23 protein-coding genes are annotated in these 25,509 nt (G+C 58.7%); 6 read left to right on the top strand and 17 right to left on the bottom strand.

The annotated features are described in order from the left end of the window. Positions 1-9 precede the first annotated feature (9 nt). The 5 genes from AAEZ05_RS11925 to AAEZ05_RS11905 all read right to left on the bottom strand — a co-directional run bounded on the left by AAEZ05_RS11925 (position 10) and on the right by AAEZ05_RS11905 (position 5,709). Positions 10-558: a type II secretion system protein N gene (locus AAEZ05_RS11925; protein ID WP_350647532.1), complete on the bottom strand. Its 549-nt coding sequence runs from the start codon at positions 556-558 to the stop codon at positions 10-12. A gap of 36 nt (positions 559-594) precedes the next feature. Beyond that, positions 595-1,110, bottom strand: coding sequence for a cytochrome b (locus AAEZ05_RS11920; RefSeq protein WP_205892807.1), 516 nt, complete (start codon positions 1,108-1,110; stop codon positions 595-597). Positions 1,111-1,193: 83 nt separating this feature from the next. After that, positions 1,194-2,678: an N-acetylglucosamine-binding protein GbpA gene (gene gbpA / locus AAEZ05_RS11915; RefSeq protein ID WP_350647529.1), complete on the bottom strand. Its 1,485-nt coding sequence runs from the start codon at positions 2,676-2,678 to the stop codon at positions 1,194-1,196. A gap of 198 nt (positions 2,679-2,876) precedes the next feature. Next, positions 2,877-5,045, bottom strand: a complete 2,169-nt coding sequence (locus AAEZ05_RS11910) for an ATP-binding protein (RefSeq protein ID WP_350647527.1) — start codon at positions 5,043-5,045, stop codon at positions 2,877-2,879. Positions 5,046-5,079: 34 nt separating this feature from the next. Continuing rightward, entirely contained in the window at positions 5,080-5,709 is a 630-nt protein-coding gene (locus AAEZ05_RS11905) for a response regulator (protein WP_350647525.1), read from the bottom strand. Between the two features lie 300 nt (positions 5,710-6,009). Here AAEZ05_RS11905 and AAEZ05_RS11900 point away from each other — a divergent pair, with 300 nt between their 5' ends. From AAEZ05_RS11900 to AAEZ05_RS11890, 3 genes are all read left to right on the top strand, one after another. Next, positions 6,010-6,369 carry a nuclear transport factor 2 family protein gene (locus tag AAEZ05_RS11900; RefSeq protein ID WP_350647523.1) on the top strand — a complete coding sequence of 120 codons (360 nt, stop codon included), beginning with the start codon at positions 6,010-6,012 and terminating at the stop codon, positions 6,367-6,369. A gap of 475 nt (positions 6,370-6,844) precedes the next feature. Beyond that, on the top strand, positions 6,845-7,279 hold the full coding sequence (locus AAEZ05_RS11895; RefSeq protein WP_350647521.1) for a cupin domain-containing protein: 435 nt from the start codon (positions 6,845-6,847) through the stop codon (positions 7,277-7,279). 232 nt (positions 7,280-7,511) lie between these two features. Next, positions 7,512-9,944, top strand: coding sequence for an ATP-binding protein (locus AAEZ05_RS11890; protein WP_350647519.1), 2,433 nt, complete (start codon positions 7,512-7,514; stop codon positions 9,942-9,944). A gap of 157 nt (positions 9,945-10,101) precedes the next feature. Here AAEZ05_RS11890 and AAEZ05_RS11885 read toward each other — a convergent pair whose 3' ends face one another. Further along, positions 10,102-10,512, bottom strand: a complete 411-nt coding sequence (locus AAEZ05_RS11885) for a hypothetical protein (protein ID WP_205892813.1) — start codon at positions 10,510-10,512, stop codon at positions 10,102-10,104. Positions 10,513-10,916: 404 nt separating this feature from the next. On the opposite strand from AAEZ05_RS11885, the gene AAEZ05_RS11880 reads away from it, so the two are divergent. Together AAEZ05_RS11880 and AAEZ05_RS11875 are read left to right on the top strand one after the other, a co-directional pair. Beyond that, entirely contained in the window at positions 10,917-11,654 is a 738-nt protein-coding gene (locus AAEZ05_RS11880; protein WP_236695812.1) for a response regulator, read from the top strand. Between the two features lie 250 nt (positions 11,655-11,904). After that, entirely contained in the window at positions 11,905-12,378 is a 474-nt protein-coding gene (locus tag AAEZ05_RS11875; RefSeq protein WP_350647516.1) for a hypothetical protein, read from the top strand. Between the two features lie 178 nt (positions 12,379-12,556). On the opposite strand, the gene AAEZ05_RS11870 is transcribed toward AAEZ05_RS11875, so the two are convergent. The 11 genes from AAEZ05_RS11870 to exaC all read right to left on the bottom strand — a co-directional run bounded on the left by AAEZ05_RS11870 (position 12,557) and on the right by exaC (position 23,204). Then, entirely contained in the window at positions 12,557-12,988 is a 432-nt protein-coding gene (locus AAEZ05_RS11870) for an SRPBCC domain-containing protein (RefSeq protein ID WP_350647514.1), read from the bottom strand. Between the two features lie 69 nt (positions 12,989-13,057). After that, on the bottom strand, positions 13,058-13,312 hold the full coding sequence (locus AAEZ05_RS11865; RefSeq protein WP_205893027.1) for a helix-turn-helix domain-containing protein: 255 nt from the start codon (positions 13,310-13,312) through the stop codon (positions 13,058-13,060). 471 nt (positions 13,313-13,783) lie between these two features. Beyond that, positions 13,784-14,536, bottom strand: a complete 753-nt coding sequence (locus AAEZ05_RS11860; protein WP_045061528.1) for a S24 family peptidase — start codon at positions 14,534-14,536, stop codon at positions 13,784-13,786. Positions 14,537-14,766: 230 nt separating this feature from the next. Then, positions 14,767-15,294 (bottom strand): inorganic diphosphatase, encoded by a 528-nt coding sequence (ppa, locus tag AAEZ05_RS11855; protein ID WP_045061525.1) that lies wholly within the window; start codon positions 15,292-15,294, stop codon positions 14,767-14,769. Positions 15,295-15,407: 113 nt separating this feature from the next. Next, complete coding sequence (locus AAEZ05_RS11850; protein ID WP_045061524.1) at positions 15,408-16,220, bottom strand: M90 family metallopeptidase; 813 nt, start codon at positions 16,218-16,220, stop codon at positions 15,408-15,410. 6 nt (positions 16,221-16,226) lie between these two features. Then, positions 16,227-16,883, bottom strand: a complete 657-nt coding sequence (locus tag AAEZ05_RS11845; protein ID WP_045061523.1) for a DedA family protein — start codon at positions 16,881-16,883, stop codon at positions 16,227-16,229. Positions 16,884-17,227: 344 nt separating this feature from the next. Next, on the bottom strand, positions 17,228-17,686 hold the full coding sequence (locus tag AAEZ05_RS11840; RefSeq protein ID WP_045061522.1) for a GNAT family N-acetyltransferase: 459 nt from the start codon (positions 17,684-17,686) through the stop codon (positions 17,228-17,230). A gap of 118 nt (positions 17,687-17,804) precedes the next feature. Continuing rightward, positions 17,805-18,629 carry an ethanolamine ammonia-lyase subunit EutC gene (gene eutC / locus AAEZ05_RS11835; protein WP_045061521.1) on the bottom strand — a complete coding sequence of 275 codons (825 nt, stop codon included), beginning with the start codon at positions 18,627-18,629 and terminating at the stop codon, positions 17,805-17,807. A gap of 8 nt (positions 18,630-18,637) precedes the next feature. Beyond that, positions 18,638-20,032, bottom strand: coding sequence for an ethanolamine ammonia-lyase subunit EutB (locus AAEZ05_RS11830; RefSeq protein WP_045061520.1), 1,395 nt, complete (start codon positions 20,030-20,032; stop codon positions 18,638-18,640). 51 nt (positions 20,033-20,083) lie between these two features. Then, positions 20,084-21,535 carry an ethanolamine permease gene (eat, locus tag AAEZ05_RS11825; RefSeq protein WP_045061519.1) on the bottom strand — a complete coding sequence of 484 codons (1,452 nt, stop codon included), beginning with the start codon at positions 21,533-21,535 and terminating at the stop codon, positions 20,084-20,086. A gap of 148 nt (positions 21,536-21,683) precedes the next feature. Further along, positions 21,684-23,204 (bottom strand): acetaldehyde dehydrogenase ExaC, encoded by a 1,521-nt coding sequence (gene exaC / locus AAEZ05_RS11820; RefSeq protein ID WP_045061518.1) that lies wholly within the window; start codon positions 23,202-23,204, stop codon positions 21,684-21,686. Positions 23,205-23,503: 299 nt separating this feature from the next. Here exaC and AAEZ05_RS11815 point away from each other — a divergent pair, with 299 nt between their 5' ends. Continuing rightward, entirely contained in the window at positions 23,504-25,420 is a 1,917-nt protein-coding gene (locus AAEZ05_RS11815; RefSeq protein WP_045061517.1) for a sigma-54-dependent Fis family transcriptional regulator, read from the top strand. Positions 25,421-25,509: the final 89 nt, after the last annotated feature.

Here is a 25,509-nt window from a genome sequence, read left to right as displayed (position 1 = left end):
TTTTTGGCTTCACAAGGACGGTTGAATGAGGGACCCGGCGGGCGCGGCGGCGACCGTCGTGCCGGCCGGCGGTGATGGGGTCAGTAGCGAGGTCCTGGCCGTTGCCAGTGTCAGCGTCTGCTCCACGCCATTGCGCAGGATCACCACCTGCGTTGCATCGATCCGCCGCAGGCTGCCACCGCCCGGCAGGGGATGGCCGATCTGGTAGAAACGGCTGCCCTGGGGGCTGCCGATCAGCGCCCTGGACAGCTGCGGATTGCTTTCCAGCAGGCTGCCCAGCAGGTCCAGCGGCACACGCGGGGTATTCAGCGTGTCGGCGGCGGGCACCGCGCCGAACAGCCGGGCGATGGCACTGTTGTTCAGCGGCGCCGTGGCGACCGGCCGGGCGCTGGCCTGATGGTTGGCTTCACTGGTGGGCATGGCGTTGCTCAACAGCCAGCTGCCATGGCCCAGCCAGCTCAACCAGGCACACAGCAGCAGGCAGGCGGCAACGCCCAGCCAGGTATCCACGGCAGCCGTTTTCAGCCTGTGGCGCAGGCGTGCTTCAAGCCCTTTCACGGCGGCTCCATGGGCGGCAAGCATCGCCACGGGCGGTCATGACAGGCGCAGCGACATGCGCTGCAGCAGCGGGTGCCCGCACCGGTGATGCACCGCCACGGCGGCGACGTGGCCTGCCACCAGCAGGGCCAGGACGACGCAGCAGGCCTTGTGCACGGTGTTGAAAAAACTGGTCAGCAACGGTTCTGTCAGAGGCTGAGGAATGAGCATCAGGGCAAACACGTTGATCGGGCGTTCCATCATCAGTACCCCGGTGCCCAGCACCAGCGCAGTCATGACGTACAGGCCGAGGTGGCCGGCCTTGACCAGCACCTGGTTGCCCTCGTCTGGCGCATGCGCCACGGGGTGGGCCAGGGCGAAATAGATCCGCAGCGCAAACAGCGGGATCAGTACCGCAGTCAGCGAAACGTTGATGAAATTGATGCCGTCGCTCAGGGCGTCGGGCAGGTCGAGCATCGCGTTGCCGAAACCACTGACGGTGGCCCAGATAATCACCAGGGCGAAGATCCAGTGCAGCAGCACGCGTGGGGTTGAATAAGCGATTAAGCGCATGGGTGGTTCTACTTCCGAAATAGGCAGGACAAGACGGAAAGCGTGGCGCTTGCGCGCCACGCCTGGTTCAACTCCGGGATCGCTTACTTGCGGATCCAGGCGTCTTGCCAGTTGGAACCGACGCCTGGTTCAAAACCGGTGGCGGTAGGGCTCCACTGAATGCACCAGCCAGCGACCTGGCCAGGCTTGCACTCGTAGGTGTTGCCGTCTTTCGGTTGCAGCACGGTGGTGCCAGCCTTGTATTCTTTCAGGCCTTCAGGGAAGACGAAGTCATACGAGCCATCGCTTTCAGCCTGCACGGTGAAGTTGACGACCTTCTGTGTTGGCGAACCTTTCTTCGGTGCCGCGTTGACCTCCAGGGAGAACTTGCCGGCTTCGATGTCCTTCAGGTTGAACGAGAAGTGCGGGCTATTGTTGCCAGCCGCGGCTTCCTGGTACGCAATGCTTTCATTCTTGGCGTTCACGACCTTGGCGTTGATGGTGACATCACTGCCATCGGTGATCGCGTTGAAATGCAGGTCGACATTGCCGTCCTTCAACGTGTAGCTCGGCTGCATGCCGGTGATGTTCAGCTCGATCGGCTGGTTGACCAGTTCCTGGCCCAGCTGGAAGCTTTCGATATCACTGCCTTTCTTGACGAAAACGGTGTTTTTGCCAAAGTTCGGCACTACTTCGCCATCGGTGTTCAGCTCGCCCATCAGATAACCGAAGTTCGCGGCGTTGACCTTTTGCGCCAGCATGTGTGGCCAGATGTCGGCCTTGGCCTGCTCGTCCGAGGCGATGGTCAGGCTGACTTGCTTGTCTACACGTTCGCCAGTTGCATCAAACACGCGAGTGGTGATTTTATCGCCGATTTCCAGGGCTTTCGGAAGTACCGCGCCCAGAGTGGTCCATGGTGATGGCGCCACTTCCTCACCGTCGATGTTCAGGTCAATGGCCTGATAGAAAGTGGCATCGGTATCGCCAACTCTCCATGTGGCTAGCACCACGTGGTAACCGGTGTGGTCAGCAGGGATATTGACTTCGTATGAGGCTCTGTCCGATGGCATCTGGTTATTGCCATCGACGTGCAAAATCGGTTCGAGGTCGAACGAGTCGCGTGTCAAGGGCTTGGTCGAGTCCCAGCCGTTTTTGGTAATGTAGAACTCTTTGTATTTAACCGGGTGCCGAGCCTCGTACTTCCAGGTAAATACGTTGACGCCTGGTTTTACGTCGGTTTTGGCCCAGTCCCTACGGACTTCGTCGATCGTCTTGAATCGCTCCATACCGCCGGACGCAATGCGGCCGTCAGCCGGACCGCATCGGCTGAATTCTTCCTTGCACATACTTGCGGCGTCGGGAAAGTGATGTTCGACAAATGGGGTGTATTCGACGCTTTGCGGTTCATACGTGACGCCACCGCAGTCCGCGTTCACATTAGTCCGGCACATGTACGCCCGGGATTTCGGGCTTTCGATGTAGCCGTGAGCACTGGCTTGCTGGACGGCCATGGAGGCCAGGGACGCCATGCCGATGGCGGCAACCAGTGGCAGTTTGCGGAACAGACGCGATTGTTTATTGCGGATCATCAGTTGACCTTAAATCAGATGAATACTCATGGGGTTCATGCCTCCTGAGGGGTGGGCCCGACACGCCAATAACCTTTGTCGATACCTGCTGCCGGGCCACCTCAGGAAGCAACGACAGGCTACGGCGGGCGTGCAGACGCGGGTATGGGAGGAGTACGAGAGTGCGCTGAACATCGATCCCGTCCGCCAGCGTGCCGATCAGGCCACTGTCTCAAGTGCCTGATGGACGTCGTCGTGCAGCGTTGTCAGGCTCTCGCGCAGCGCGAGCAGGCCGTCGGGAAGGCCTGACGGCTGGTGCTCGGCCAACTGTTTGAGCGCATGGCAGGCCCGGGCCAGGTCCTCGGCATCGATCAGGCAGGCGACGCCGTTGAGGCGATGCACGAGGTCGTCGATGGCCTTGGTTGTCGCCGGGAGTTGGCACAGTTGCGCGATTTCTTCGCTCAGGTTGTTGCTCAGCTCCAGTAGCACGCGCCGGCGCAGGTCGGGGCTGTCGGCGAAGGTCTCCAGGTGCTGCAGATTGAAGCTGCAGACGGGTTCCTCGCAAGGTGTCGGCGCAGGGGCGAAGCGATGGGTGCTGAGCACCTCCTGCAGGCGCTCCAGGGTGACCGGCTTGATCATCAACTGGTTCATCCCTGCTTCCAGGCAGCGCGTCGCTTCGTTGGTCAGGGCGCTGGCGGTGTAGCCGATGATCGAGAGGGGCCAGGCCTGGCGGTTTTTTTCCGCGGCGCGCACCGTGCGGGTCAGCTCGTAGCCGTCCATGTCGGGCATGTTGCAGTCGCTGATCAGCACGTCATACGACTCGAGCTGCAAGGCCAGCAGTGCCTCGGCGCCACTGCACACATGGGCGGCCTGATGGCCCAGGCGCTCCAGTTGCAAGGCCATGACCAGGCCGTTGGTCGATACATCGTCGACCACCAGGACGTTCAAGGCGCGGCTCGCCTGCGGTGTCGGCGTGCGGCGTTTTTCGCTGGGCGGGTTCACCGCCTGCCAAGTCAACGGCAGTTCGAGGCTGACGGTGCAGCCCTTACCGGGCAGGCTGTCGAGCCAGATCCGCCCAGCCATGAGCTGGGCCAGTTGATGGCAAATACTCAGGCCCAGTCCTGAACCACCGTAGAGGTGCGCGATGCTGGCGTGGGCCTGGCGATAGGGCTCGAAAATCTCGGCCTGCTGTGCTTGTGGAATGCCAATGCCACTGTCGCTGACCGTGAGCGTCAACAGGCTGCTGTCGGGCCCGGTATCGGTTTCCTGGACACGGATCAGGATGGCGCCATGATGGGTAAATTTCAGGGCATTGCTGATCAGGTTGTGCACGATCTGTTGCAGGCGCAGGGCATCCAGGTGATGCAGCCGTTGCGGGGCTGCGCAATAGTCGAGACTCAGTTCCAGGTTTTTCTCATGGGCCTGGACGGCGAACAGGCGCAGGCTGCTCCTGAGCAGCGGTTCCAAGGCCGTCGGCGCCGGCGTGAGCTGCATCAGGCCGCTTTCGATCTTGTCGAGGTCAAGGATATTGCCAATCAGGTCGATCATCGACATCGCCGATTGCTGGGCGATGCGCAGGTTCATCGACGGGGTCGTCTCGGCGGTGGCTTCCAGCTCCAGCAAACCGACCAGGGCGTTAAGCGGGGTACGCAGTTCATGGCTCATGGTGGCGAGAAATTCGCTCTTGGCCGCGCTGGCTTTTTGGGCGATCTGTTTGGACTCGCGCAGCTTGAGTTCAAGCTGCTTGCGCTCGGAAATGTCCAGCCAGCCGCCGAGCAGGCCCTCCAATTCTCCCCGGGCGTTATAGAAGGGCACCAGCCATTGGTAAAGTTGGCGCAGTTCTCCGTTGAGCTCAAGACTGGTGTCGACAAAGTGCGGTTGGTGGGCCCTGAGCAAGCGACGGTGTTCGTGTTGCAGGTCTTGGGAAAAAGCACCCGGCAGGCAGTCCTGCTCGGTGGGTAAGCGGCCTTGAATATCCTCCAGCGCCGTGCCGAATAATTCTTCGTAGGCGCGGTTGCAGGTGTTGAGGCGGCCCTGCAGGTCGCAGACGTAGAGGGGAGTCGGCAGGCTGTTGATCAGTGAAAACTGAAAGGCCAGCTTATCCTGCAGTTCGGCCTGTGCCGATTTGCGCTGTCGAACCTGAATTTGCAGGCGCCAGTTCCAGTACAGCGACGACAGGAAAATCACCAGAATCACCAGCGCGATAGCCCAGACTTGGTCCGAGACCAGGGCCCAGGGCGAATGGATCGGTGCTGGCACACTGGCAGGCAATTCATCGCAGGCCTGGATCGGGCACCAGGCCCCAAGTCCTGAAAGCAGGCATATGGCGGATATCAGGCGCAGCAGGCGCCCCATGCGGTAATGGAAAGCGGGAGTTAAAGCGAGCATTGAATAACCGGGATCTGTGAGTGAGGGGCGCGGCTCAAGCCAGGCCGCAGGCCTTGAGGTGCGTGAACAGGCCGGCCGCCGTGTCCACGCCCAGCTTGCGCATGGCGCTGCTTTTCTGGGTACTGATGGTTTGCTTGCTGCGACACAGGCGCTGGGCAATCATGCTGACGCCGAGCCCCGAACCGATCAGGCGCAGCACTTCCACTTCCCGGGCCGACAGTTGATTGAGTTGTTGCGAACTGTCGTGACCAACGTTGAGCAATTGCCGGATCGAGGGCGACATGAACGGTCGCTCGCCACGGTGGTTAATGGCTTTTGGCAAGTCATTGAGCAACCCGCGCTTGCTCACCAGGCCGCGAATGTTCAGCTTCAATAACTGGCTGGTCAATGTCGGGTTATCGAGCATGGTGACCACGACTATTGCCATGTCGGGGTAGTGCCTGCGCAGTCGCTGAATCAGCCGCAGCCCATCCATCTGGTCGTCGCAGGGCATGTTCAGGTCGGTGACCAGCAGCTCGCAGGGCTGCTGGTGCAGCACGTCAAGCAGCGTTTCCACGCTTTGCGCCTCGCCGACAATCTTGAGTGCGCTTTGGCTTCTCAGTACGGCGCGCACGCCCATCAGGGTGATTGGGTGGTCGTCGGCTATCACTACGCGCAGAGTCATGTTCGGGGTGTGCTCGAGGTTTGGGGCGAAGGCAGGACAGACATCCTGTGGCGTGCCAAGGTGCATCTGGTCAAAGGCCCGAGGATCCTACCGTTGTTGCACGTAGGAAAATTCAGGAGAAGTCTGAAAATGTAATCCTGGTTTTTAGCCGGGGTAGCGCCAGGGGGGCATGAACTCAAGCTCCCTCTATATATGGTTTTTAGTTAGGAGTTTTCCTATGGGTGTTGATGCTCGTGCGCGCTAAACAAGATGGCTGCGCTGCTGGCAGAAGGACCGACAGGCAAAGGGAAGTGAGCGACAATGAAAATAGACCTTCAGGCGTTGGTCGTGCCATTCGTCGAGGCATTTTACGGTGAGGTCATCCGCTCGCCGCAAAGACTGGCCGGATTATACGGTGACGATTCAGTGTGTTTTTCCCAGGGCAAGCTGTTCAAGGGCGCCAATGAGATCGTTCAGGGCAGTGCGTGGCGCAGCCAGCTCGATCATCACGTGCATACCAGCAATGTGCTGCCCTTTGGGGGCAATGCGCTGATTGTGGTGATTGGTGAGGTGCACAGCCAGGCGCTGGAGCAAAAGAGCTGCTTTTATGAAACCTTCGCTCTGGTGATGCGTGAAGGTGGCCGGGTCTACGTATCTCATCAGTCCTGTGTGTTTGGCTGAGGGCCCTCTTGGGGGGGGCGTAACCGCGTCCGGGCGAAATCGGCACGCAAATCGTCAGCGCCACGGCCCGTGCCGCCGCCCTTGGGTGGTGACGGGGTGAGGACGTCCGGTGGCTGTTGTTGCATGTCCATGCCGTGGGTTCCATGCGCGTGTCATGCAGGAGTGCGCCGGGACATTCTATCTCTTTAAAATGGGGGCGCTAAAACGGCGCATATTTGAGAAAGCTCTCAAAGTACATAGGCTGGATGTTCCGGGTTTTCCGGCTGTTCGGGGAAGTACTCTAAGTGTGTTGCTGTCCGGCAGGCGGTGTCGTAATTAGGCGTATTCCGATGTGCGTGCCGGGGTGGGTCGTATATATAGTTGGAAGCCTTGCGGAAGTACGTTTGCGCAGGGCGCAGATCGGTTATTTGAATGATTTTTCAAATGGCGACAAGAAAAATAATGATGCGTTTTTCTGCGGAGAGTGACGTCGTACATGTTTGATATTATAAAATCAAAAACAGTTCTACTTACTTGGAGTATCGGCTTGTCATTGTTGGCGGGCTCGGTAAGTGCACACAATCAATCCGTCGTTGAATCAGAGACGTTACTTCGTAGTAGTGCATCCTGGGATGGGCTTCCTTATGTGGCTTACCCGAGCGGATCCCCCGAGCTGACGGTGCTTAAAATTTCCATCCCGGCAAACACGGCATTACCTTGGCATACGCATCCAATGCCCAATGCTGCCTACGTTTTGTCCGGAGAGCTTACTGTCGAGAAAAAGGACAGTGGCGAGAAAAAGACCCTGGGCGCAGGGCAGGTGCTGCCGGAGATGGTGGGGACGTTGCATCGTGGCCTGACGGGCGACTTGCCCGCGGTGCTGATTGTGTTTTATGCCGGGGCCAAAGGGATGCCGTTGTCCCAGCCTTGATGCGCTGCGTGGCTGACAATCAATAGGTAGCTGTTCGGGCGCGATTGCGCTGTTTGCCGTTGCACTGGCGGCGCTATTCCAACCATGCGCTCATTACAATTTCGTAAACATATTTCAAGAAGTGTCCGAATTAAAGAGTCTTACAATAAGTTCCACCCATCGATCTTATTGATGGCGGTGTATGAGTCTTTATGACAGGGAATGATGGATGAAGTGGTCAGGTGGGGCCGGTATGCGGCGCAATCTTGAGATGCCAAGGGCCCAGGGTGAACAGGCGTCGGGCAAGGGATTGTTGCGAGGTTTCCTGCGGATACTGGTGTTGATGATCGCCGGTTTTCAGGGGGAGGCCTGGAGCCAGTCCAGCGACTTGTTTACCGAGCAGGAGCTGGCCTGGATAGCTGCGCATCCGGTGTTGACCATTGGCATCGACCCCGAGTGGCGTCCCATCGAATACATGGGGGACGGCGTCTACAGGGGGCTCAGCGCCGAGTATATGAAGGCGGTCGCCAGAGTGTCCGGGCTGGAGTTTCGCCTGGCACCGCCGGTAGGCTGGGCGAGTGCTACCGAGGCACTGCTTGAGGGACGTGTCGATCTGCTTCCGGCTGTTTCCGAATGGCTGGCGCCTCCGAAGCTGCGGCAACGGATCGCTTACAGCGAACCGTACTTTGTCGGCTCCACCCTGATCGTCACCCAGGCGAGTTCGCCGGTTATCTTTGATCCGCGCCAACTCAGCGGTAAACGGGTTGCCGTCAAGGGCGGGGGCAGTTACGAACAAAGCTTGCGCGCGAGTTACCCCGACATCGACCTGGTGGTAGTTGATAGTCCTGCTCAAGCGCTGGAGCAGGTCGCCATAGGCCACGCCTACGCGGCGGTCGATATCGAAGCGGCACTGATTCCGATCCTGCAGAAACGCTACTTCGATACCCTGCACGTGGCGGGTTCTCTTCCGGATATGCTCGCGGTGGTCAGGATTGGTACGCGCATTGGAGATCAGTTGTTGATCTCCATCATCGACAAGTCGCTGGCTTCGCTGACCGCGAAGGAGACCGACCTGATGCTGGCGCAATGGGTAAGCACCACCAATTACAAGCTGCCTTCGTGGTCGACGATGCTGCATTACTACGTGTGGGAGCTGGCACTCGCCGTCATCTTGTTGCTCGCCTTCGTTTTCCTGTTGTTGCGAGCGTACAGGGCTCGACGCCGTGCCGAGCGCAGCGAGCGCGACAAGGCCATGTTCCTTGCGGTCATGAGCCATGAAATCCGTACGCCGATGAATGCCGTCCTGTCGTCGGTGGAGTTGCTGGGGCGCAGCAAGTTGTCGCCTGACGACGCGTTGTTGGCCAAGGTCGCCGTCACCAGCGCCAATTCCCTGCTGGGGCTGCTGGACGATGTGCTGGATTTTTCCAAGCTCGAAGCCGACAAGCTGGAGTTGCGCTGTCTGCCGACTGATTTGCAGGCTCTGATTCAGGACGCGTTGAGTATCGTCGAGTCGCGGGCCCAGGAAAAACGCCTGCGGTTGAGCATGTCGGTGCGGCTGGATTCGCCACTGTGGCTGGTCATCGACGCCCAGCGGGTACGTCAGGTGCTGATCAATCTGTTGTCTAATGCGATCAAGTTTACCGAGGCGGGCTTGGTCAGCGTCGAGGCTGAAGTGACGGTCGACCCGCTTATCTGCGGAACCGGTCGGCTGCGTTTAGTGGTGTCGGACACCGGGATGGGTATCACCAGGCGCCAACAGCTGCGGCTGTTCCAGGCGTTTTCCCAAGTGGATGAATCCGTCACGCGCAAGTTTGGCGGTTCCGGTTTGGGGCTTACGATCTGCGCCAGCCTGCTGAAGTTGATGGGTGGCTCCATTCGACTGGAGAGTCAGTTCGGGCGTGGTACCCAGGTAGAGGTACTGTTGAGTGCGCCCTTGGTCCCGCCTTTGAGCAACCCGATGCACGAAGGGCATACCGCTCCGTTGTCGACGGGGGAGCGGCGTGCGCTAAGTGTGCTGGTGGTAGAGGATCATCCGGAAAACCAGTTTGTCATCAAGCGCCAGCTGCAGGCACTGGGGCACTGCGTTACGCAGGCAGAAACCGGGGAACTGGGGCTCAGCCTGCACGCCCGTTCGACGTTCGACATCATCCTGCTGGACTGCAATTTGCCAGACATAGATGGCTACGCATTTGCCGCGCGTGTTCGTCGACGGGAGGTCGAGACCCTGGAGCGTGTGCCGATCATAGCAATCTCGGCGCTGGTCGGCCCCGAGCACATGAGTGTTTGTTTCGAGGCTGGTATGGATGGCGTACTGGCCAAGCCATTGAGAATCGACCAACTGGGGCAAATCATTGACCTGTGGTGTGATGTCACGCCGCTGGCGACGGTCGATGCAGACGAGCCGCCTGGCGTTGAAGTTGATTTGCAACAGGCATTTATTGCGACCTCCAGCATGGACCTTGGGTATATGTTCCAGGCCCTTGGCGCCAGTGACTGGTTTCAGGTGGCCCGCCTGGCCCATCGTATTTCCGGGGCCGCCATGATGCTCGGGGTAACCGATGTGGCTGCTGCTGCGCAGGAGGTCGAGTACCTGGCAGCAGAGGCAGGGGACGCCCAGGGCATTGCGGCGGCAATCGAACGCCTGCGAGCAACAGTTGACTCTTTGTCATGCTTTGACATTGGGTGATTCGCCGTGGCCGGCAAACCGGTGTTGTCGATAGGCGCCCTCTGTTGCCCTTGGGTACCTGTCCCTGGGCGATCAAGGCCTTCGATTGGCGGGCGCGGTCTGGAGGTTGACTTGCACTAATGACGGGGCGAAAGTCATTCGTCCTGTCATTCGGGTTTTATTTGAAGCAGATCAGCATAAAGCTTTGAGAGGTATCGCCTGAAGGGCCTGCCTTACCCATATATGATGTGATTACGGTGACGCGATCCTGCCGTGGTGCTGCACCCAGTTTCGCTATCCCATAGAGCAGATCATCTTCGCCCTCGCTGGCAGTCGTGGATGCCGAGCAAAATGCGGGTGCTTCTTTATAGGTGTCGGGCTTGAAATTAATTTCGTAGTTTGCAAACCAATCTTTTTGGGAAAAGTATTTTACGCTATCGATCCATTCCGATGACTGACTGAGTACTTTTCCCTCTTTGCTGATCGAGGCGGTAAAGTACTCATTTTCTGCATGGGCTGAGAATGCTGTGCAGCTGATGCTTAGTACGGCCAGCAGGGCAGAATTTCGCAATACTTTATTTGGGTTCATAGTGTGCCTCCAGAAATGTGGTGCCTGCCAATAATTTACAGGGCAACGCAAACCTAAGTTGAGATAGGGTTGGGGTCAATTGCTGTAAAGTATCTGAATATAACAACTGTACATGTTGAAAATTTTTTGCAGGCGCCAAGGTGGGTCTTTGGTATGGATGATTAATGACGGTTGGGTTGATGATGTTTTTACATGTTGGGATTTTTTCGAGTTCGAAGTGGATTGATTTTTGGTATGGATGATTAACGTGCCGATACCAGCATTTTTCGCACCATGGGATTAATCCGAAACTTTAAAAATTTAGGAATATTCCTATTTTGTTTGGGCGCTGGTTCTCTGTATTCTTGGCTCTGCTTGTTCCAGTCATAGTAACCTTGGGAAACGTATGGGCTTGTGCTCAAGACATGAGCGGCCATTTTGCTTGTCCTGAGGCAAAGGAATTTTTCATGGTTTCATTGTTTCGTCCCATTCGCCTTATGGTGCTGGATGACCATGCGCTTATTCTGCAAGGCATCTCCGAGAATGTCAGGGAAGAGCGGGATATCACTGTGCTTGGGTATTTTACCCAGAGCCAGAAATTGATCGACGCATTGAGTCAACAGGAGGTGGATGTGGTCCTCATGGACTATTCCCTGAGTCCGGGCGAGGTGGACGGACTAAACCTGATTCGCGGCTTGCGGATCAAGTTTCCCAAGGTGAGCCTTCTGGTGATTTCCGCACTGCACGCCCCGGCTACGGTGGCCATGGCGATGCGCTGCGGTGCAAAGGGTTTCCTGGGCAAGGAAACGGCAAAGGAGCAGTTGCTGATAGCGATTCGTCGTGTCGCCAGCGGGCGTGATTACCTGCATCCCATGATGGAAAACGAACTGCGGGACAATCAGGTGTCAATCGCCAAGGAGAGCCAGGAAGATCTGGCGAACCCTTTGGGGTTGAACACGTTGATCACATCCAGCGAGCTTTCGGTTCGTGAGCGGGAAGTATTGCGTTGTTGCCTGGATGGCTTGTCGGTGACGCAAATCGCCCAGAAATTCACGCGCAGCGTCAAGACCATCAGCACCCAAAAGCATTCTGCCTATAGAAAGCTCGGGATTCGCAATGACAACGAATTGTTCAAGGTGCGTTCGCAGTTTGAGGGTTGGTAGTGCGGCGGGTCATTGTATTCAGCCTGTAGGCTTGTCATCACGGGTGACGAATCCCGACTCCTCGCCTGTCATTTCATCGATGTGCAGCGAAGCCGAACCCCAGGCCTCCGTCATTGGAACTGGATGGCTGAACGCGTACCGAACACCCGCATCGACACATTATTCAAAGATTTCTTCAAGTCTGGAAATAACTTTGGCGCGCCTGAACTCGTAAACTCAGGCTTCCCAAATAAGTTGCGGAGAATAAATAATGAAAATAAATTTTATGGGATGGATGTTCTTGACCATCAGTATCCCGGCCCTGGCCGCTCCCACGGCACCAACAATCGACATTTCGTTCGGTAAACCTACGCATGTCCACCACCTCAACTATCAGAAGCTGTATGACGCCAAACCTTTCAGAGAGGCGACGCTCTATTACTACGAAAACGGGTTGTACAAAATTATTTCTCCGGGCGAAGAGCACTATGGTGTTTATGTAGTGAAAGGCGCCTTCACTGATCAACACTACGCTATCAGTTATATCTCGTTACCCTCAGATGACTGGTACGGAAATGTGGCGCTGCATGACCTGACATTCGATGCCAAGACCGGCATCTTCGGACAGCAAGCCCACATCCCCAGTGACCAGAATATCCCCAAGCAGGATGGCACGTTCCTGCTTGAGAAAAATCATGAAGCTGACCCTCGCCCCATCAAGTGGCCCGCTACCGCTCAGCGATAACGGTCATCCCGCGTGCGATCGGGTGAATGACTTGGCCAGCCGCTTACAAGTTAACTAGCCGGCCCAGCAAGGCCAGGACATGGTTTGCACTTGAATCTGAATTCCCCCCAAGGTTCGGACACTATCGTTGGGGGGCATGGGCGAGAACAGCGAAGCTGTCATTGATTGAGGGGCGGCCTCATGGGCTTCGTAGTTTTTGGGCGGTGAATTGCCGCTCGACGTATCGCGCGAAACGGTCAAGGACAGTTTGCCATTCCTCGCGCTGCTGATCTTCCGGTTGCGCTGGATCGGCGTCGAAAGTCTGATGAATCGTGATGCCTTTATCAGATTCGACAAAATCCAGTCGAACCATGTGACCGTCGCTGTCTCGAAACTCAATCAGTCGGTTCAGTTCTATCTGTGTATAAGTGGCAGCGAAGTCGAACCCCTGGCCTGCGTCATTACCCTCAATACGCAACAACAGTTGTCCCCCCACCGTCAGATCATTCGCTGCATGAGTGGTGCGCCAATCATCAGTGGCGTCCCATTGCAGGATATCCCCGGGATTATTGAACGCCTTCCAGGTTTCACCGATGGGCCCGGCAACGCTCGTTTGGATCTTGATTTTCATAATGTAAAAGCCATTCCGGCACAAACCGGGCGTCCAGTGGCAAGTACGCGCATGTAGTGGCCGCTCGCTCTAGGCATGGCGGTTCCTGATTAGCATTTGTTCTATCTCGGTCAGGATGCGGTGCGGGTCAGCACCCAGATTCATGGAGACCTCAAGAAATTCAATCACGTCGAGCCTGCGCTCTCCACGCTCATACTTCGATACGTAGGACTGAGGTCGGCCCAGCTTTTCGGACAGCTCTTGCTGAGTGAGTTGCGAGGTCTTCCGTGCCTCGACCAAAAGCGCGAGAAAGTGTTGATACGGTGCTGTGTGAATCGTCTTCATGCGGGTCTGCCGATTTTTACCAACAGATCAAATAAACCTTTTTCAGGTTTATCCCAAAACGGGTTTAACCGGTTCTAGTTTTGTGGTGGATTCTGTTTTCGTCGCAGACGTTGGGAGCATGTCGTGGCGTAGACCAGTACAAGAGCAATCAGGAAGGATGCCAAAGCGGACAGGTTTATTTCAGGCATTAAAAAGCCGGCTTGTGGCCGGCTTCTCGGGGACTGGCTTGATTCATTTTTGGTAAACCGCGCCAGCCTTCAAAACGTACACCCGGCTCTTGCGTCCGGCTGTGGGACCTGGGGAGAAAATCATCTGCCAGGTCGGTGCGATCTGGGCCTCGGAAGGGTCGATGCGCAAATGTGGGGCGCAGCATACTGATTTTTGTGGGCAATTCCCAGTGTGATGTGGCCGGTAGAGCGTTTCGGTGTGTAGCAGCTAGCTGCACAGCTGCTACAGGTCAGTTCGTCAGGTTTACAGGAACGGCACGATCGGCCGGCGTTTGTTGAGGGTGGACCACCAGAAGACCCAGCCAAGCACGCGGATGTTTTCTTCTTCGATTTGCGCCGGGCGGAAGACTTCGTCGGGGTATTGGGCGTTGTTGTGACTGCGCATGCGAATGGCGTTGCCGGGTACGCGGTGCAGGTATTTGATCAGGAGCATGCCATCGTGTTCGACGGCGTAGATCTCGCCGTCGATGATTTGAGTGAGTCCGCGATCGATTGCGAGCAGGGAGCCGTCTTCGATTTTCTCGGCCATGCTGTTGCCCATCATTCGTGCGCAAATGGCGTCGGAATATTTGATTTCCAGGGAGTCGAGGTCGCAGCGGGGCAGGCGGATGAAGTTTTCCGGGTCCTTGCCGACGTGGGTTTTGCTGGAGCCGGGTGTAATTGGCATTTCCTTGTAGAAGGGCACTTCGACATCCGTCGGCTCGATTACCTGGTAGGTGCCGCGGATTGCATGAGCGTCGAAGATGTTGCCGGTGTTTTCGATCTGGCGCGCTTCCGTGGCGTCCTTGGGGCCTTCGCCGATTTTCAGCCAGGCGCTGTTGATGGACAGAATCCTGGCGACTTCTTCCATGCGGTACTCGGGCACGCCTCGGGTGTACCAGTTATGGACGTTTTGCGCATTGGAGATCTGCAGGAAGTCGGCGAATGCCGTCGTCGTGATCTTCGCTTCCTCGAGGGCTGCCTTGAATCGTTTGCCACAGGTTTTGTTCTTTTTCATAAACGCGAGTTTAATGCGGCGGGCCAAGGCTTTGAATCAACGAGCCGTTCAAATATCGCCTGATTTTTGCCACGGGATGTAAGACGCTTTGTAGGAAAATTAAACAAAGAAAAACCAATTCGGCTTGTTGTTAAACATGTCGTTTAAGGCGCTTTTTCAGCGCCCACAAAAAACCCCGGATCTCCGGGGTTTTTCGTGAAGCTGCAAGCTTGACGCTTGAAGCGGCTTCTTTAGCCTTTATAGGCCGCAACCGACTTCATGATCTCGGTGCGGGCTGCTTCTGCGTCGCCCCAACCTTCGATCTTCACCCATTTGCCTTTTTCGAGGTCTTTGTAGTTCTCGAAGAAGTGCTTGATCTGTTCCAGCAGCAGGGCTGGCAGATCGGTGTATTCCTTCACGTCGACGTACAGCTGGGACAGCTTGTCGTGCGGGACTGCGATGACTTTGGCATCGCCGCCGCCGTCGTCGGTCATGTGCAGGATGCCGACCGGACGAGCGCGGATCACCGAGCCTGGGGCAACCGGGTAAGGGGTTACGACCAGCACGTCGAGGGGGTCACCGTCGTCAGCCAGGGTGTTCGGGATGAAACCGTAGTTGGCCGGGTAGAACATCGGGGTGGCCATGAAACGGTCAACGAACAGGCAATCGCTGTCTTTGTCGATTTCGTACTTGATCGGCGCGTGGTTGGCCGGAATCTCGATCGCGACGTAGATGTCGTTCGGCAGGTCTTTGCCAGCCGGAATCTTGCTGTAGCTCATTGGGCGGTGCCCCCGTTAGTTGACCAAAAACACTTGGCCGGATTGACCAAAAAGTGGCGGCGATTATAGGCATATTCCGCCGTCGATGCCACGTACCAAGGGTCGTAGAGACCTTAGTCGTGTGCCTGATAGACCGGGTCTTCGGCTTGAAGTTGCCGTAGCCGGGCGAGCGGGTCCTGCCGGTAAAACAGCTTCAGTTGCTCGTAGACCTGAGGATACGCCTCGTGCAGCAAATCCGGGGCGCTGAAGAAGTATTCGCTGGTGACGGCAAAGAACTCCGCGGGATTCTCTGCGGCGTACGGGTCAATGGCGGTCTGGGCGTCGGGATCGTGGTCCAGTTGCCCATCGAGGTCGTCGTACGCCTGCTGCATGACCCGGGCCCAGTCGCTGACCCGCATGTCGGCATGCAGCGGCGGCAGGCCGTTGGCGTCGCCGTTGAGCATGTCGAGTTTGTGCGCGAGTTCGTGGATGACCAGGTTGTAGCCTTCCCAGCCGCCGCTGGCCATCACGCCCGGCCAGGCGAGGATGATCGGGCCTTGCTGCCAGGCTTCACCGCTGTGTTCGCCATCCCACTCATGCTCGACGCCGCTCGCGTCGCGATGGCGCTGAGGGCTGAGGAAGTCATCCGGGTACAGAACGATCTCGTGAAAACCCTGATACCAGTTCAGGTCACCCAGGTGCAGCAACGGCAATTGCGCCTGGACGGCCAACAGCAGGCGCTGTTCCTGGTGCAATTCGACGCCGGGCAGGGCGGTCAGGTGTTTATCGTCGAGGAACAGCACGCTGGCTTCACGCAGCCACTGGTCTTCCTCGGCGCTGATGCCGTCGAGGAAGCTCAAATGATGGCGCACCCGTTGCCACAGGTCGTCGGCAATCGGGTGCTTGGCCAGGATGCGCTGGCGCCGCCAGGCGCTCAGGGACCACATGACCGGTCAGTGTTGAGCGGTTTTGGAGCTGGAGCCGCCCATGCGGCTGCGCACGATGCCGATGATCATCGGAATCAGCGACAGCAGGATGATGCCGACCACCAGCAACGACAGGTTGGTCTTGATGAACGGTACGTTGCCGAAGAAGTAGCCCAGCGTCACCAGCCCGCCGACCCAGAGGATGGTGCCCAGTACGCTGAAAAAGAAGAAGCGCGGGTAAGGCATCCGGGCGACGCCGGCGACGAACGGTGCGAAGGTGCGGATGATCGGCAGGAAGCGCGCCAGGGTTACCGTTTTGCCACCGTGCTTGTCGTAGAAGTCGTGGGTCTGCTGCAAGTAGTCGCGACGAAAGATTTTCGAGTTGGGGTTGCTGAACAAGCGCTCGCCCGCCGTTCGTCCGATCACGTAGTTGGTGCTGTCGCCGAGGATGGCCGCCAGCATCAACAGGCCTCCCAGCAGTACCGGGTCCATGCCGCCACCGGCGGCTACGGCACCGGCGATGAACAACAGGGAATCGCCCGGCAGGAACGGCATGACCACCAGGCCGGTCTCGCAGAAGATCACCAGGAACAGAATGGCGTAGATCCATGGCCCGTAGTTGTTGACCAGCAAATCGAGGTAGACGTCGAGATGCAGGATAAGGTCGAGCGGGTTGAAATCCATGGAAAGCACCTGTGGTGACGGCCCGACTCAGCAAGCCTGTGCGAATGACTGCGCGAAAAGGCCTACAAGGGGATGTAGTTTTTCTTACGAGCCGAAAAGGTCGGCATTATACGAGCTGACAACTGAAAAGCCCGTTGAGTTTGTAGCGGGGGATGTCGGGGAGACCGGCGGTGTATTCGGCAGGGTTTTGTGTGGGCTGCTCGCGATCTGGTGTGTCATGCAGCAACTGAGATGAATGTGCCACCGCTATCGCGAGCAAGCTTTGCTCCCACAGTAGAAGGTGAGCTTGCTCCCTCAGTAGAGGGTGAGCGTGCACCCTCAGTCTCGAGCTCCGGGTGTACCGCTCAGAGTTCGTCGCTGATCGGCAGCACGTAGTTCTTGAACTCGGTGTCTTCCTTGAAGCCAATGGACTCGTAGGTTTTCTGCGCGACTTCGTTATCACTGCTGGTGGAAACGCGCATGCGCACGGCGTTGGTGTCCTTGGCCATCTTCTTCGCAGTGCGGATCAGATTGTCGGCCACCAGTTGGCGCCGGGCATCTTCGGCGACGTAGATGTCGTTCAGGATCCACACGCGTTTGAGCGACAGCGAAGAAAAGCTTGGGTACAGCTGGCAGAAGCCCATCAGCTTGCTGTCGTCATCGGATACGGCCAGGTAAATCACCGACTCCTTGCGACGCAGGCGTTTTTCGAGGAACGCCCGGGATGAGTCCGGATAAGGCAGGGAGCCATAGAACTCGCGGTATTTGACGAATAACGGGGTCAGCATGTCCAGGTGTTCGAGGGTCGCTTGAATAATCCGCATCGATAGGTCTCGTCTTCAAGTGGCTGTCTTCACGTGCTCTGGCGGCGAACGGTTCTCACTCGGCAGCCGTGCGTCGATCCTGCCTGAAACCGCAGGCCAAACGCAATGCGGAAACGGTTCAGGCTTCTGGCGGGCTGAGCAGGAAGTTGCCTTTCATCTCAACGTCCGGGTCCGCTTCGAGGGTTTGCACCTGGGCCTCATCCTTCAGATTGACCCCGGATAACTGCCGCCGACAGGCCTCGCGCATCAGGTACAGCAAGCGATGGGCCGCCATGCCGTAGCTCAAGCCCTCGAGACGAACGTTGGAAATACAGTTGCGATAGGCATCGGTCAGTCCGACCTTGGGGTTGTAGGTGAAGTACAGCCCCAGGCTGTCCGGCGAGCTGAGGCCGGGGCGTTCGCCAATCAGGATGACTACCATCTTTGCGCCCAGCAGCTCGCCGATTTCGTCACCCACGGCGACTCGACCCTGTTCCACCAGGATCACCGGCGACACTGACCAGCCTTCGGCCTGGATCTGTTCTTCCATGCGCTCCAGGAAAGGCAGGGTGTGCCGATGCACGGCCAGCGCCGACAGGCCGTCGGCCACCACGATGACCAGGTCCACTCCGCCGGGGTTGGCTTGTGCGTGGTCGCGCAGGGTCTGGGCCGACTCGTCGCTCAATTTCCGGCCCAGATCGGGGCGTTGCAGATAGCTGTGGCGGTCGGTGGCGGCACTGCGCAGCAGCAGGCTTTGACGTGCGCGTTGATCGAGTTGTGCACTGATAGCGGCGTGATCAAACGGCAGATGCACCGCGTCCCGCGCCTGGGCGTGGGCCAGCTGGAAGTCCAGCTGGGCACTGGTGGGCATGCTGGTGCCGGTTCGTCCGAGGGCGATCCGCGCCGGTGTCAGGCGGCGCAGTTCCAGCCAGGGGTTTTGCGGATCAACAGGTGGTTTGTCCATATCAACACTCATCCCAATTGCGCCAAGGCCTGGCGGAAAGCCGGGGGCAGGTTGTTGCCGAAGAGGACCTTGCCTTCCGCCTGGGTAAAGATGCCCATCCTGGCCAGCCACTGTTCGAATTCCGGCGCGGGTTTCAGGCCCAGGGTCTGCCGGGCATAGAGCGCGTCATGGAACGAGGTGGTCTGGTAGTTGAGCATGATGTCGTCGGAGCCGGGGATGCCCATGATGAAATTGATCCCGGCAACGCCCAGCAAGGTCAGCAGGGTGTCCATGTCGTCCTGGTCGGCTTCAGCGTGGTTGGTGTAGCAGATGTCGCAGCCCATGGGCACGCCCAGCAGCTTGCCGCAGAAGTGATCCTCGAGGCCGGCGCGGATGATTTGCTTGCCGTTGTACAGGTATTCGGGGCCGATAAACCCGACCACCGTGTTCACCAGGAACGGTTTGAAATGTCGCGCAACGGCGTAGGCCCGGGTTTCACAAGTCTGTTGATCGACCCCGTGGTGGGCGTTGGCGGACAACGCACTGCCCTGGCCGGTCTCGAAATACATCAGGTTCTGCCCCAGAGTGCCGCGATTCAGGCTTAGCCCGGCGTCGTAGCCTTCCTGCAGGACATTGAGGTTGATGCCGAAACTGGCATTGGCCGCTTCGGTGCCGGCGATGGACTGGAACACCAGGTCCAGGGGAACTCCGCGATTGACCGCTTCGATGGAGGTCGTGACATGGGTCAGCACACAAGCCTGGGTCGGGATGTCATAGCGCTGGATGATGGCATCGAGCATTTCCAGCATCGCGCAGATGGAGGCGATGCTGTCGGTGGCCGGGTTGATCCCGATCATGGCGTCGCCGTTGCCATACAGCAGGCCATCGAGAATGCTCGCGGCAATGCCGGCGGGTTCGTCGGTGGGGTGATTGGGCTGCAAGCGAGTGGAGAGCCGGCCGCGCAAGCCCATCGTGCCGCGGAACCGGGTGACCACGCGGATCTTCTGCGCGACCAGCACCAGGTCCTGTACGCGCATGATCTTCGACACGGCAGCGACCATTTCCGGGATCAGGCCAGGTGCGAGGGCGCGCAGGCTCTGTTCGTCGGCGTGGTCGCTGAGCAGCCAGTCGCGAAAACCGCCGACGGTTAAGTGGCTGACCACCGCGAAGGCCTGCTTGTCGTGGGTGTCGATGATCAGCCGGGTGACTTCGTCGGCTTCATAGGGGATTAGTACTTCCTGCAGGAAGTGGGTCAGCGGGATGTCGGCCAGCGCCATTTGCGCGGCCACCCGCTCGCCGTCGTTGAGCGCGGCAACGCCGGCCAGGAAGTCCCCGGAGCGTGCCGGGCTGGCCTTGGCCATGACGTCCTTGAGGCTTTCGAACCGATAGACCTGGGCGCCGACGGTGTGAGCAAAACTAGCCATACAGATTCTCCGTGACGGCGCAGGCCGGGCCTGCGCCGTGGTTTGCGGCGGTCAGTGCAAGGCTTTTTCAGCGGCCTGAATCGCCGCGAACTCTTCTTCGGGCGTGCCTGCTACCAAGTGATGCCGACTGTAGAACGCAAAGTAAGCAATTAACACTCCATAGATGATCGCTGCGCCGATGACCACCCGCGGATCCACCAGGAAGCCCGCCACTACCGCGATGCAGGCCAGTACCAGGGCTACGCCGGAGGTGAAGATGCCGCCCGGCGTACGGTATGGCCGATCCATTTTGGGGCGGCGAATGCGCAGGGTGATGTGGGCGGCCATCATCAGGACGTAGGAAATGGTCGCGCCGAACACGGCCACGAGGATGAGCAGGTCACCCTGGCCGGTCAGCGACAGGCCGAAACCGATAATCCCTGGAATGATCAGCGCCAGCACCGGTGCTTTGCTTTTATTGGTTTCAGACAGTTTGCGCGGCAGGTAGCCGGCGCGGGACAGGGCGAAAATCTGCCGCGAATAGGCATAGATGATCGAGAAAAAGCTGGCGATCAGGCCTGCAAGGCCCACCAGGTTGACGAAGCCGCCCATCCAGGTCGAACCGCCATACGCTTTGCTCAAGGCTTCGACCAGCGGGTTGCCCGAGGTAAGCAGCGCGTTGGCACCTGCACCACCGGGCCCGATGACCAGGATCAGCAGGGCAAAGCTCACCAGCACCAGCATCGCGCCGATCAGGCCGCGGGGCAGGTCGCGTTTCGGGTTCTTGGTTTCTTCTGCCGCCAGCGGCACACCTTCGACCGCGAGGAAGAACCAGATCGCGTAGGGGATCGCGGCCCACACGCCGACGTAACCAAAGGGCAGGAAGCTGCTCGCGCCCTTGGCGTCCGTTACGGGAATGTCCAGCAGGTTGGCGACGTTGAAGTGCGGCACCATCGCCACCAGAAATACGCCCAGGGCCAGCGCGGCAACGGCGGTGATGATAAACATCAGCTTCAGGGCCTCACCGACACCGAAGATGTGGATGGCGATGAAGATGATGTAGAACGCCAGGTAGATCATCCAGCCGCCAATGCCGAACAATGACTCGCAATAGGCGCCGATAAACACCGCGATCGCTGCGGGTGCGATGGCGTACTCGATCAGAATCGCTGTTCCGGTCAGGAATCCGCCCCAGGGGCCGAATGCGCTGCGGGCGAAACCGTAACCGCCACCAGCGGTAGGAATCATGGAAGACAGTTCGGCCAGTGAAAAGCACATGCACAGGTACATGGTGGCCATCAGCAATGTGGCGAGGAACATGCCACCCCAGCCACCTTGGGCGAGGCCGAAGTTCCACCCGGCGTAATCGCCGGAAATGACGTAGGCCACGCCGAGGCCGACCAGCAGGACCCAGCCGGCGGCGCCTTTTTTCAGTTCACGTTGCTGGAAGTATTGCGAGTCGACTTTTTCAAAGTCCACGGAAGAGCCGGTCGCCGGGACGCCCGAAGGGGATTCGCTAGGCATAGGGTTCACCATTCTTATTGTTTTGGGTGGGCCTTGTGGGGTGTGAGCCTGCTCGCGATGGCGGTGGATCATTCAACTGATGCGTTGAAAGGGTGAACCGCTATCGCGAGCAGGCTCGCTCCCACAGGGGGAGCAAGTGCTGCGAGTTTTAGAAGAAGCCCAGCGGATTGATGTCGTAGCTCACCAGCAGGTTTTTGGTCTGCTGATAGTGGTCGAGCATCATCTTGTGGGTTTCACGACCGACGCCGGATTTTTTGTAACCGCCGAACGCGGCGTGCGCCGGGTACAGGTGGTAGCAGTTGGTCCATACGCGACCGGCCTTGATGGCGCGGCCCATGCGGTAGGCGCGGTTGATGTCGCGGGTCCAAAGGCCGGCACCCAGGCCGAACTCGGTGTCGTTGGCGATGGCCAGGGCTTCGGCTTCGTCCTTGAAGGTGGTGATGCTCACCACCGGGCCAAAGATTTCTTCCTGGAACACGCGCATTTTGTTGGTGCCCTTGAGCAGGGTCGGCTGGATGTAATACCCGGTCGCCAGGTTGCCCTCGAGTTTTTCCACCTTGCCGCCGGTCAGCAGCTCCGCGCCTTCGCCCTTGGCAATTTCCAGGTACGAAAGAATCTTGTCGAATTGCTGCTCGGACGCCTGTGCGCCGACCATGGTGTCGGTGTCCAGCGGGTCGCCCCGCTTGATCTGCAGGACTTTTTTCATCACCACTTTCATGAAGTCGTCGTAGATCGACTCCTGCACCAGTGCGCGGGACGGGCAGGTGCAGACTTCGCCCTGGTTGAAGAATGCCAGCACCAGGCCTTCAGCGGCCTTTTCAATGAAAGTTTCTTCAGCGTCCATGATGTCGGCGAAGAAGATGTTCGGCGACTTGCCGCCCAGCTCCACGGTGGACGGGATGATATTTTCGGCGGCGCATTTCATGATGTGCGAGCCCACCGGGGTCGAGCCGGTGAACGCGATCTTGGCGATGCGCTTGCTGGTGGCGAGCGCTTCGCCGGCTTCTTTGCCGAAGCCTTGCACGACGTTGAGCACGCCCGGCGGCAGCAGGTCGCCGATCAGCTCCATCAGCACGGTGATGCCCAGTGGAGTTTGCTCGGCTGGCTTGAGCACTACGCAGTTACCGGCGGCCAGCGCCGGGGCGAGTTTCCAGGCGGCCATCAGGATCGGGAAGTTCCACGGGATGATCTGCCCGACCACGCCCAGGGGCTCATGGATGTGATAGGCCACGGTGTTGCCGTCGATCTCGGCAGCGCTGCCTTCCTGGGCGCGCAGGCAACCGGCGAAGTAGCGGAAATGGTCGGCCGCCAGCGGGATGTCGGCATTCAGGGTTTCGCGCACGGCCTTGCCGTTGTCCCACGATTCGGTGATCGCCAGGACTTCCAGGTTCTGCTCGATACGATCGGCAATTTTCAGCAGTACCAGCGAACGGGCCTGGGCAGAAGTGCTGCCCCAGGCGTCAGCGGCGGCGTGTGCAGCGTCCAGCGCCTTGTCGATATCTTCGGCGGTGGAACGCGGGAATTCGGCGATGGGTTGGCCATTGACTGGCGAGGTATTGGTGAAGTACTGACCTTTGACAGGCGCGACGAACTCGCCGCCGATGTAGTTACCGTATTTGCTTTTGAACGAAACGATAGCGCCTTCAGTACCGGGGTGAGCGTAACGCATGATGGTTCTCCTTGGCTTTTATGCTTATTGAGGGAGTGGCGCATGTGCGCTTGCCATAAGCGTAGAGCAAAGGTTGGGCCACTGCCTTGCAGGGCAGGGGAATCAAGGGGTTGCGCGGTTTTTCTCGGACGGGTGGGCGGGCGCTGTGACGGTATCGGCACAGCGTGGGTGACAGTTTGTGCCGGATTTGCCACACCTTGTGACTGGGCAGTCTTGCCAGCATTGCAATGCGCTGGAGCCTGGAGGATGCTCAGTGGGCGTGATGGACCGCGTAGGACCTCTCGGGAGAATAATAAGAGATGCAAGACAACCATTTGAGCCGTCATGCCCAGCAGGTCATGACCGTCACCCAGGGCAAATCCCACCTGCAGGGCCCCGGCAGTGATCCGTCCATCGCCCGTTCGTGGCTGCGTTGTCTTGAGGATTATCACCTTGACCCTTCCCTGACGATGGCGCCCACGGTGCTGGAGCACGGCCGCGTGCTGGAAAGTCGCGAGCGCTTACAGCAAGTGCTGCATATCGCCGGTACTGAAATGACCAGCCTGCACCAGCAATTGTCCGGCGCCGGTCATGCCGTGCTGCTGACCGATGCCCGGGGGGTGATTCTCAACTGTGTCACGGCGCCTGCCGAACGCAAGATCTTCGAGCGTGCCGGCCTCTGGCTGGGCGCCGACTGGAGCGAAGCGTGCGAAGGCACCAATGGCATCGGCACCTGCCTGGTGGAGCGTCAGTCGCTGACCATCCACCAGGATGAACATTTTCGCGGGCGTCACACCGGCCTGACCTGTTCGGCGAGCCCCGTGTTCGACCCGCATGGCGAGCTGCTGGCGGTGCTCGACGTGTCCTCGGCGCGCCACGATGTATCGCGCCAGAGCCAGTTCCACACCATGGCCCTGGTCAACCTCTCGGCGAAGATGATCGAGAGCTGTTATTTCCTGCGCTATTTCGATAATCAATGGCTGCTGCGCTTTCACCTGCAAGCCGAATCCGTCGGACTGTTCAGCGAAGGCTTGCTGGCATTTGACGGGGAAGGGCGGATCAGCGCCGTCAACCAGAGCGCCCTGAATCTGTTGGGGCACATTCGCGGCGGGCTGCTCGGCAAGCCCGTCGAGGCGTTTTTCGACTGTTCGCTGGACGAGCTGCTCGGTCGTGCAAGTATCAATGCCAGCGCCAGTTGGCCACTGCGCACCCGTGACGGGCGCAACCTGTTCGCCTTGTTGCGCGGGCAATCGCGCAGTGTTGCGGCACCACTAGTAAAGAGCCCGGTAGCGCCGCAGCAACCGCGTCCTGCCGGCATTTGCCTGGGGGATACGTCGCTGCAGGAGGATTTTCGCAAGTCCTTGCGAGTCTTCGAGCGTGACGTGCCGCTGCTGATCAACGGCGAGACGGGCTCGGGCAAGGAGGCTTTTGCCAAAGCTGTGCACAACGCCAGCCAGCGCTGCGAAAAAGCATTCGTCGCGCTCAACTGTGCGGCCATCCCCGAAAGCCTGATTGAAAGTGAGTTGTTCGGCTACCGCGGCGGCAGTTTTACCGGGGCGCGCAAGGAAGGCATGCGAGGCAAACTACAGCAGGCGGATGGCGGCACCCTGTTCCTGGATGAGATCGGTGACATGCCCCTGGCATTGCAAACCCGCCTGCTCAGGGTGCTGGAAGATCGCCAGGTGGTGCCGATCGGCGGTGAACCGGAGGCGGTGGATGTACGCATCATCAGTGCGACTCACCGTAACTTGCTGGGGCGGGTGCAGGACGGCAGTTTCCGCGAAGACTTGTATTACCGGCTCAATGGACTCGAAGTCGCCTTGCCGGCGCTGCGCGAACGCTCCGATAAATCGCAGTTGCTCGATTTCCTGCTGGCCGAGGAGGCCGGCTCGGACGCTGTGCTGATTGAAGAGCCTGCGCGCCAGGCGCTGCTCGGGTTTGCCTGGCCGGGTAATGTGCGCCAACTGCGCAATGTGCTGCGCACCTTGGCGGCGTTGTGCGACGGCGGGCGGATCGGTCTTGCGGACTTGCCGGCAATGATTCGCCAGGCGTTGCCGCAAACGGATATTGCCCCCGCACCATCGGAGCATCCGCTGGAGGATGCCGAGCGTTTGGCCTTGCTCAATGCGCTGGAGCAAACGCGCTGGCACATGACTCACACGGCCGAGCAGCTGGGTGTCAGCCGAAATACGCTGTATCGCAAACTTCGCAAGCACGGCCTAAGCCGATCCCTGTAGGAGCGAGCTCGCTCGCGAAAAACCAGAGAACAATGTGCTCATTCAGAATACACGCGTCATCGTTGACGTTTTTCGCGAGCAAGCTCGCT

The organism is Pseudomonas sp. HY13-MNA-CIBAN-0226 (assembly GCF_040310305.1).
Classification (GTDB): domain Bacteria; phylum Pseudomonadota; class Gammaproteobacteria; order Pseudomonadales; family Pseudomonadaceae; genus Aquipseudomonas; species Aquipseudomonas gregormendelii.
Note: the sequence above shows the minus strand (reverse complement) of the source record. Positions and strands in the feature narration are given on the sequence as shown.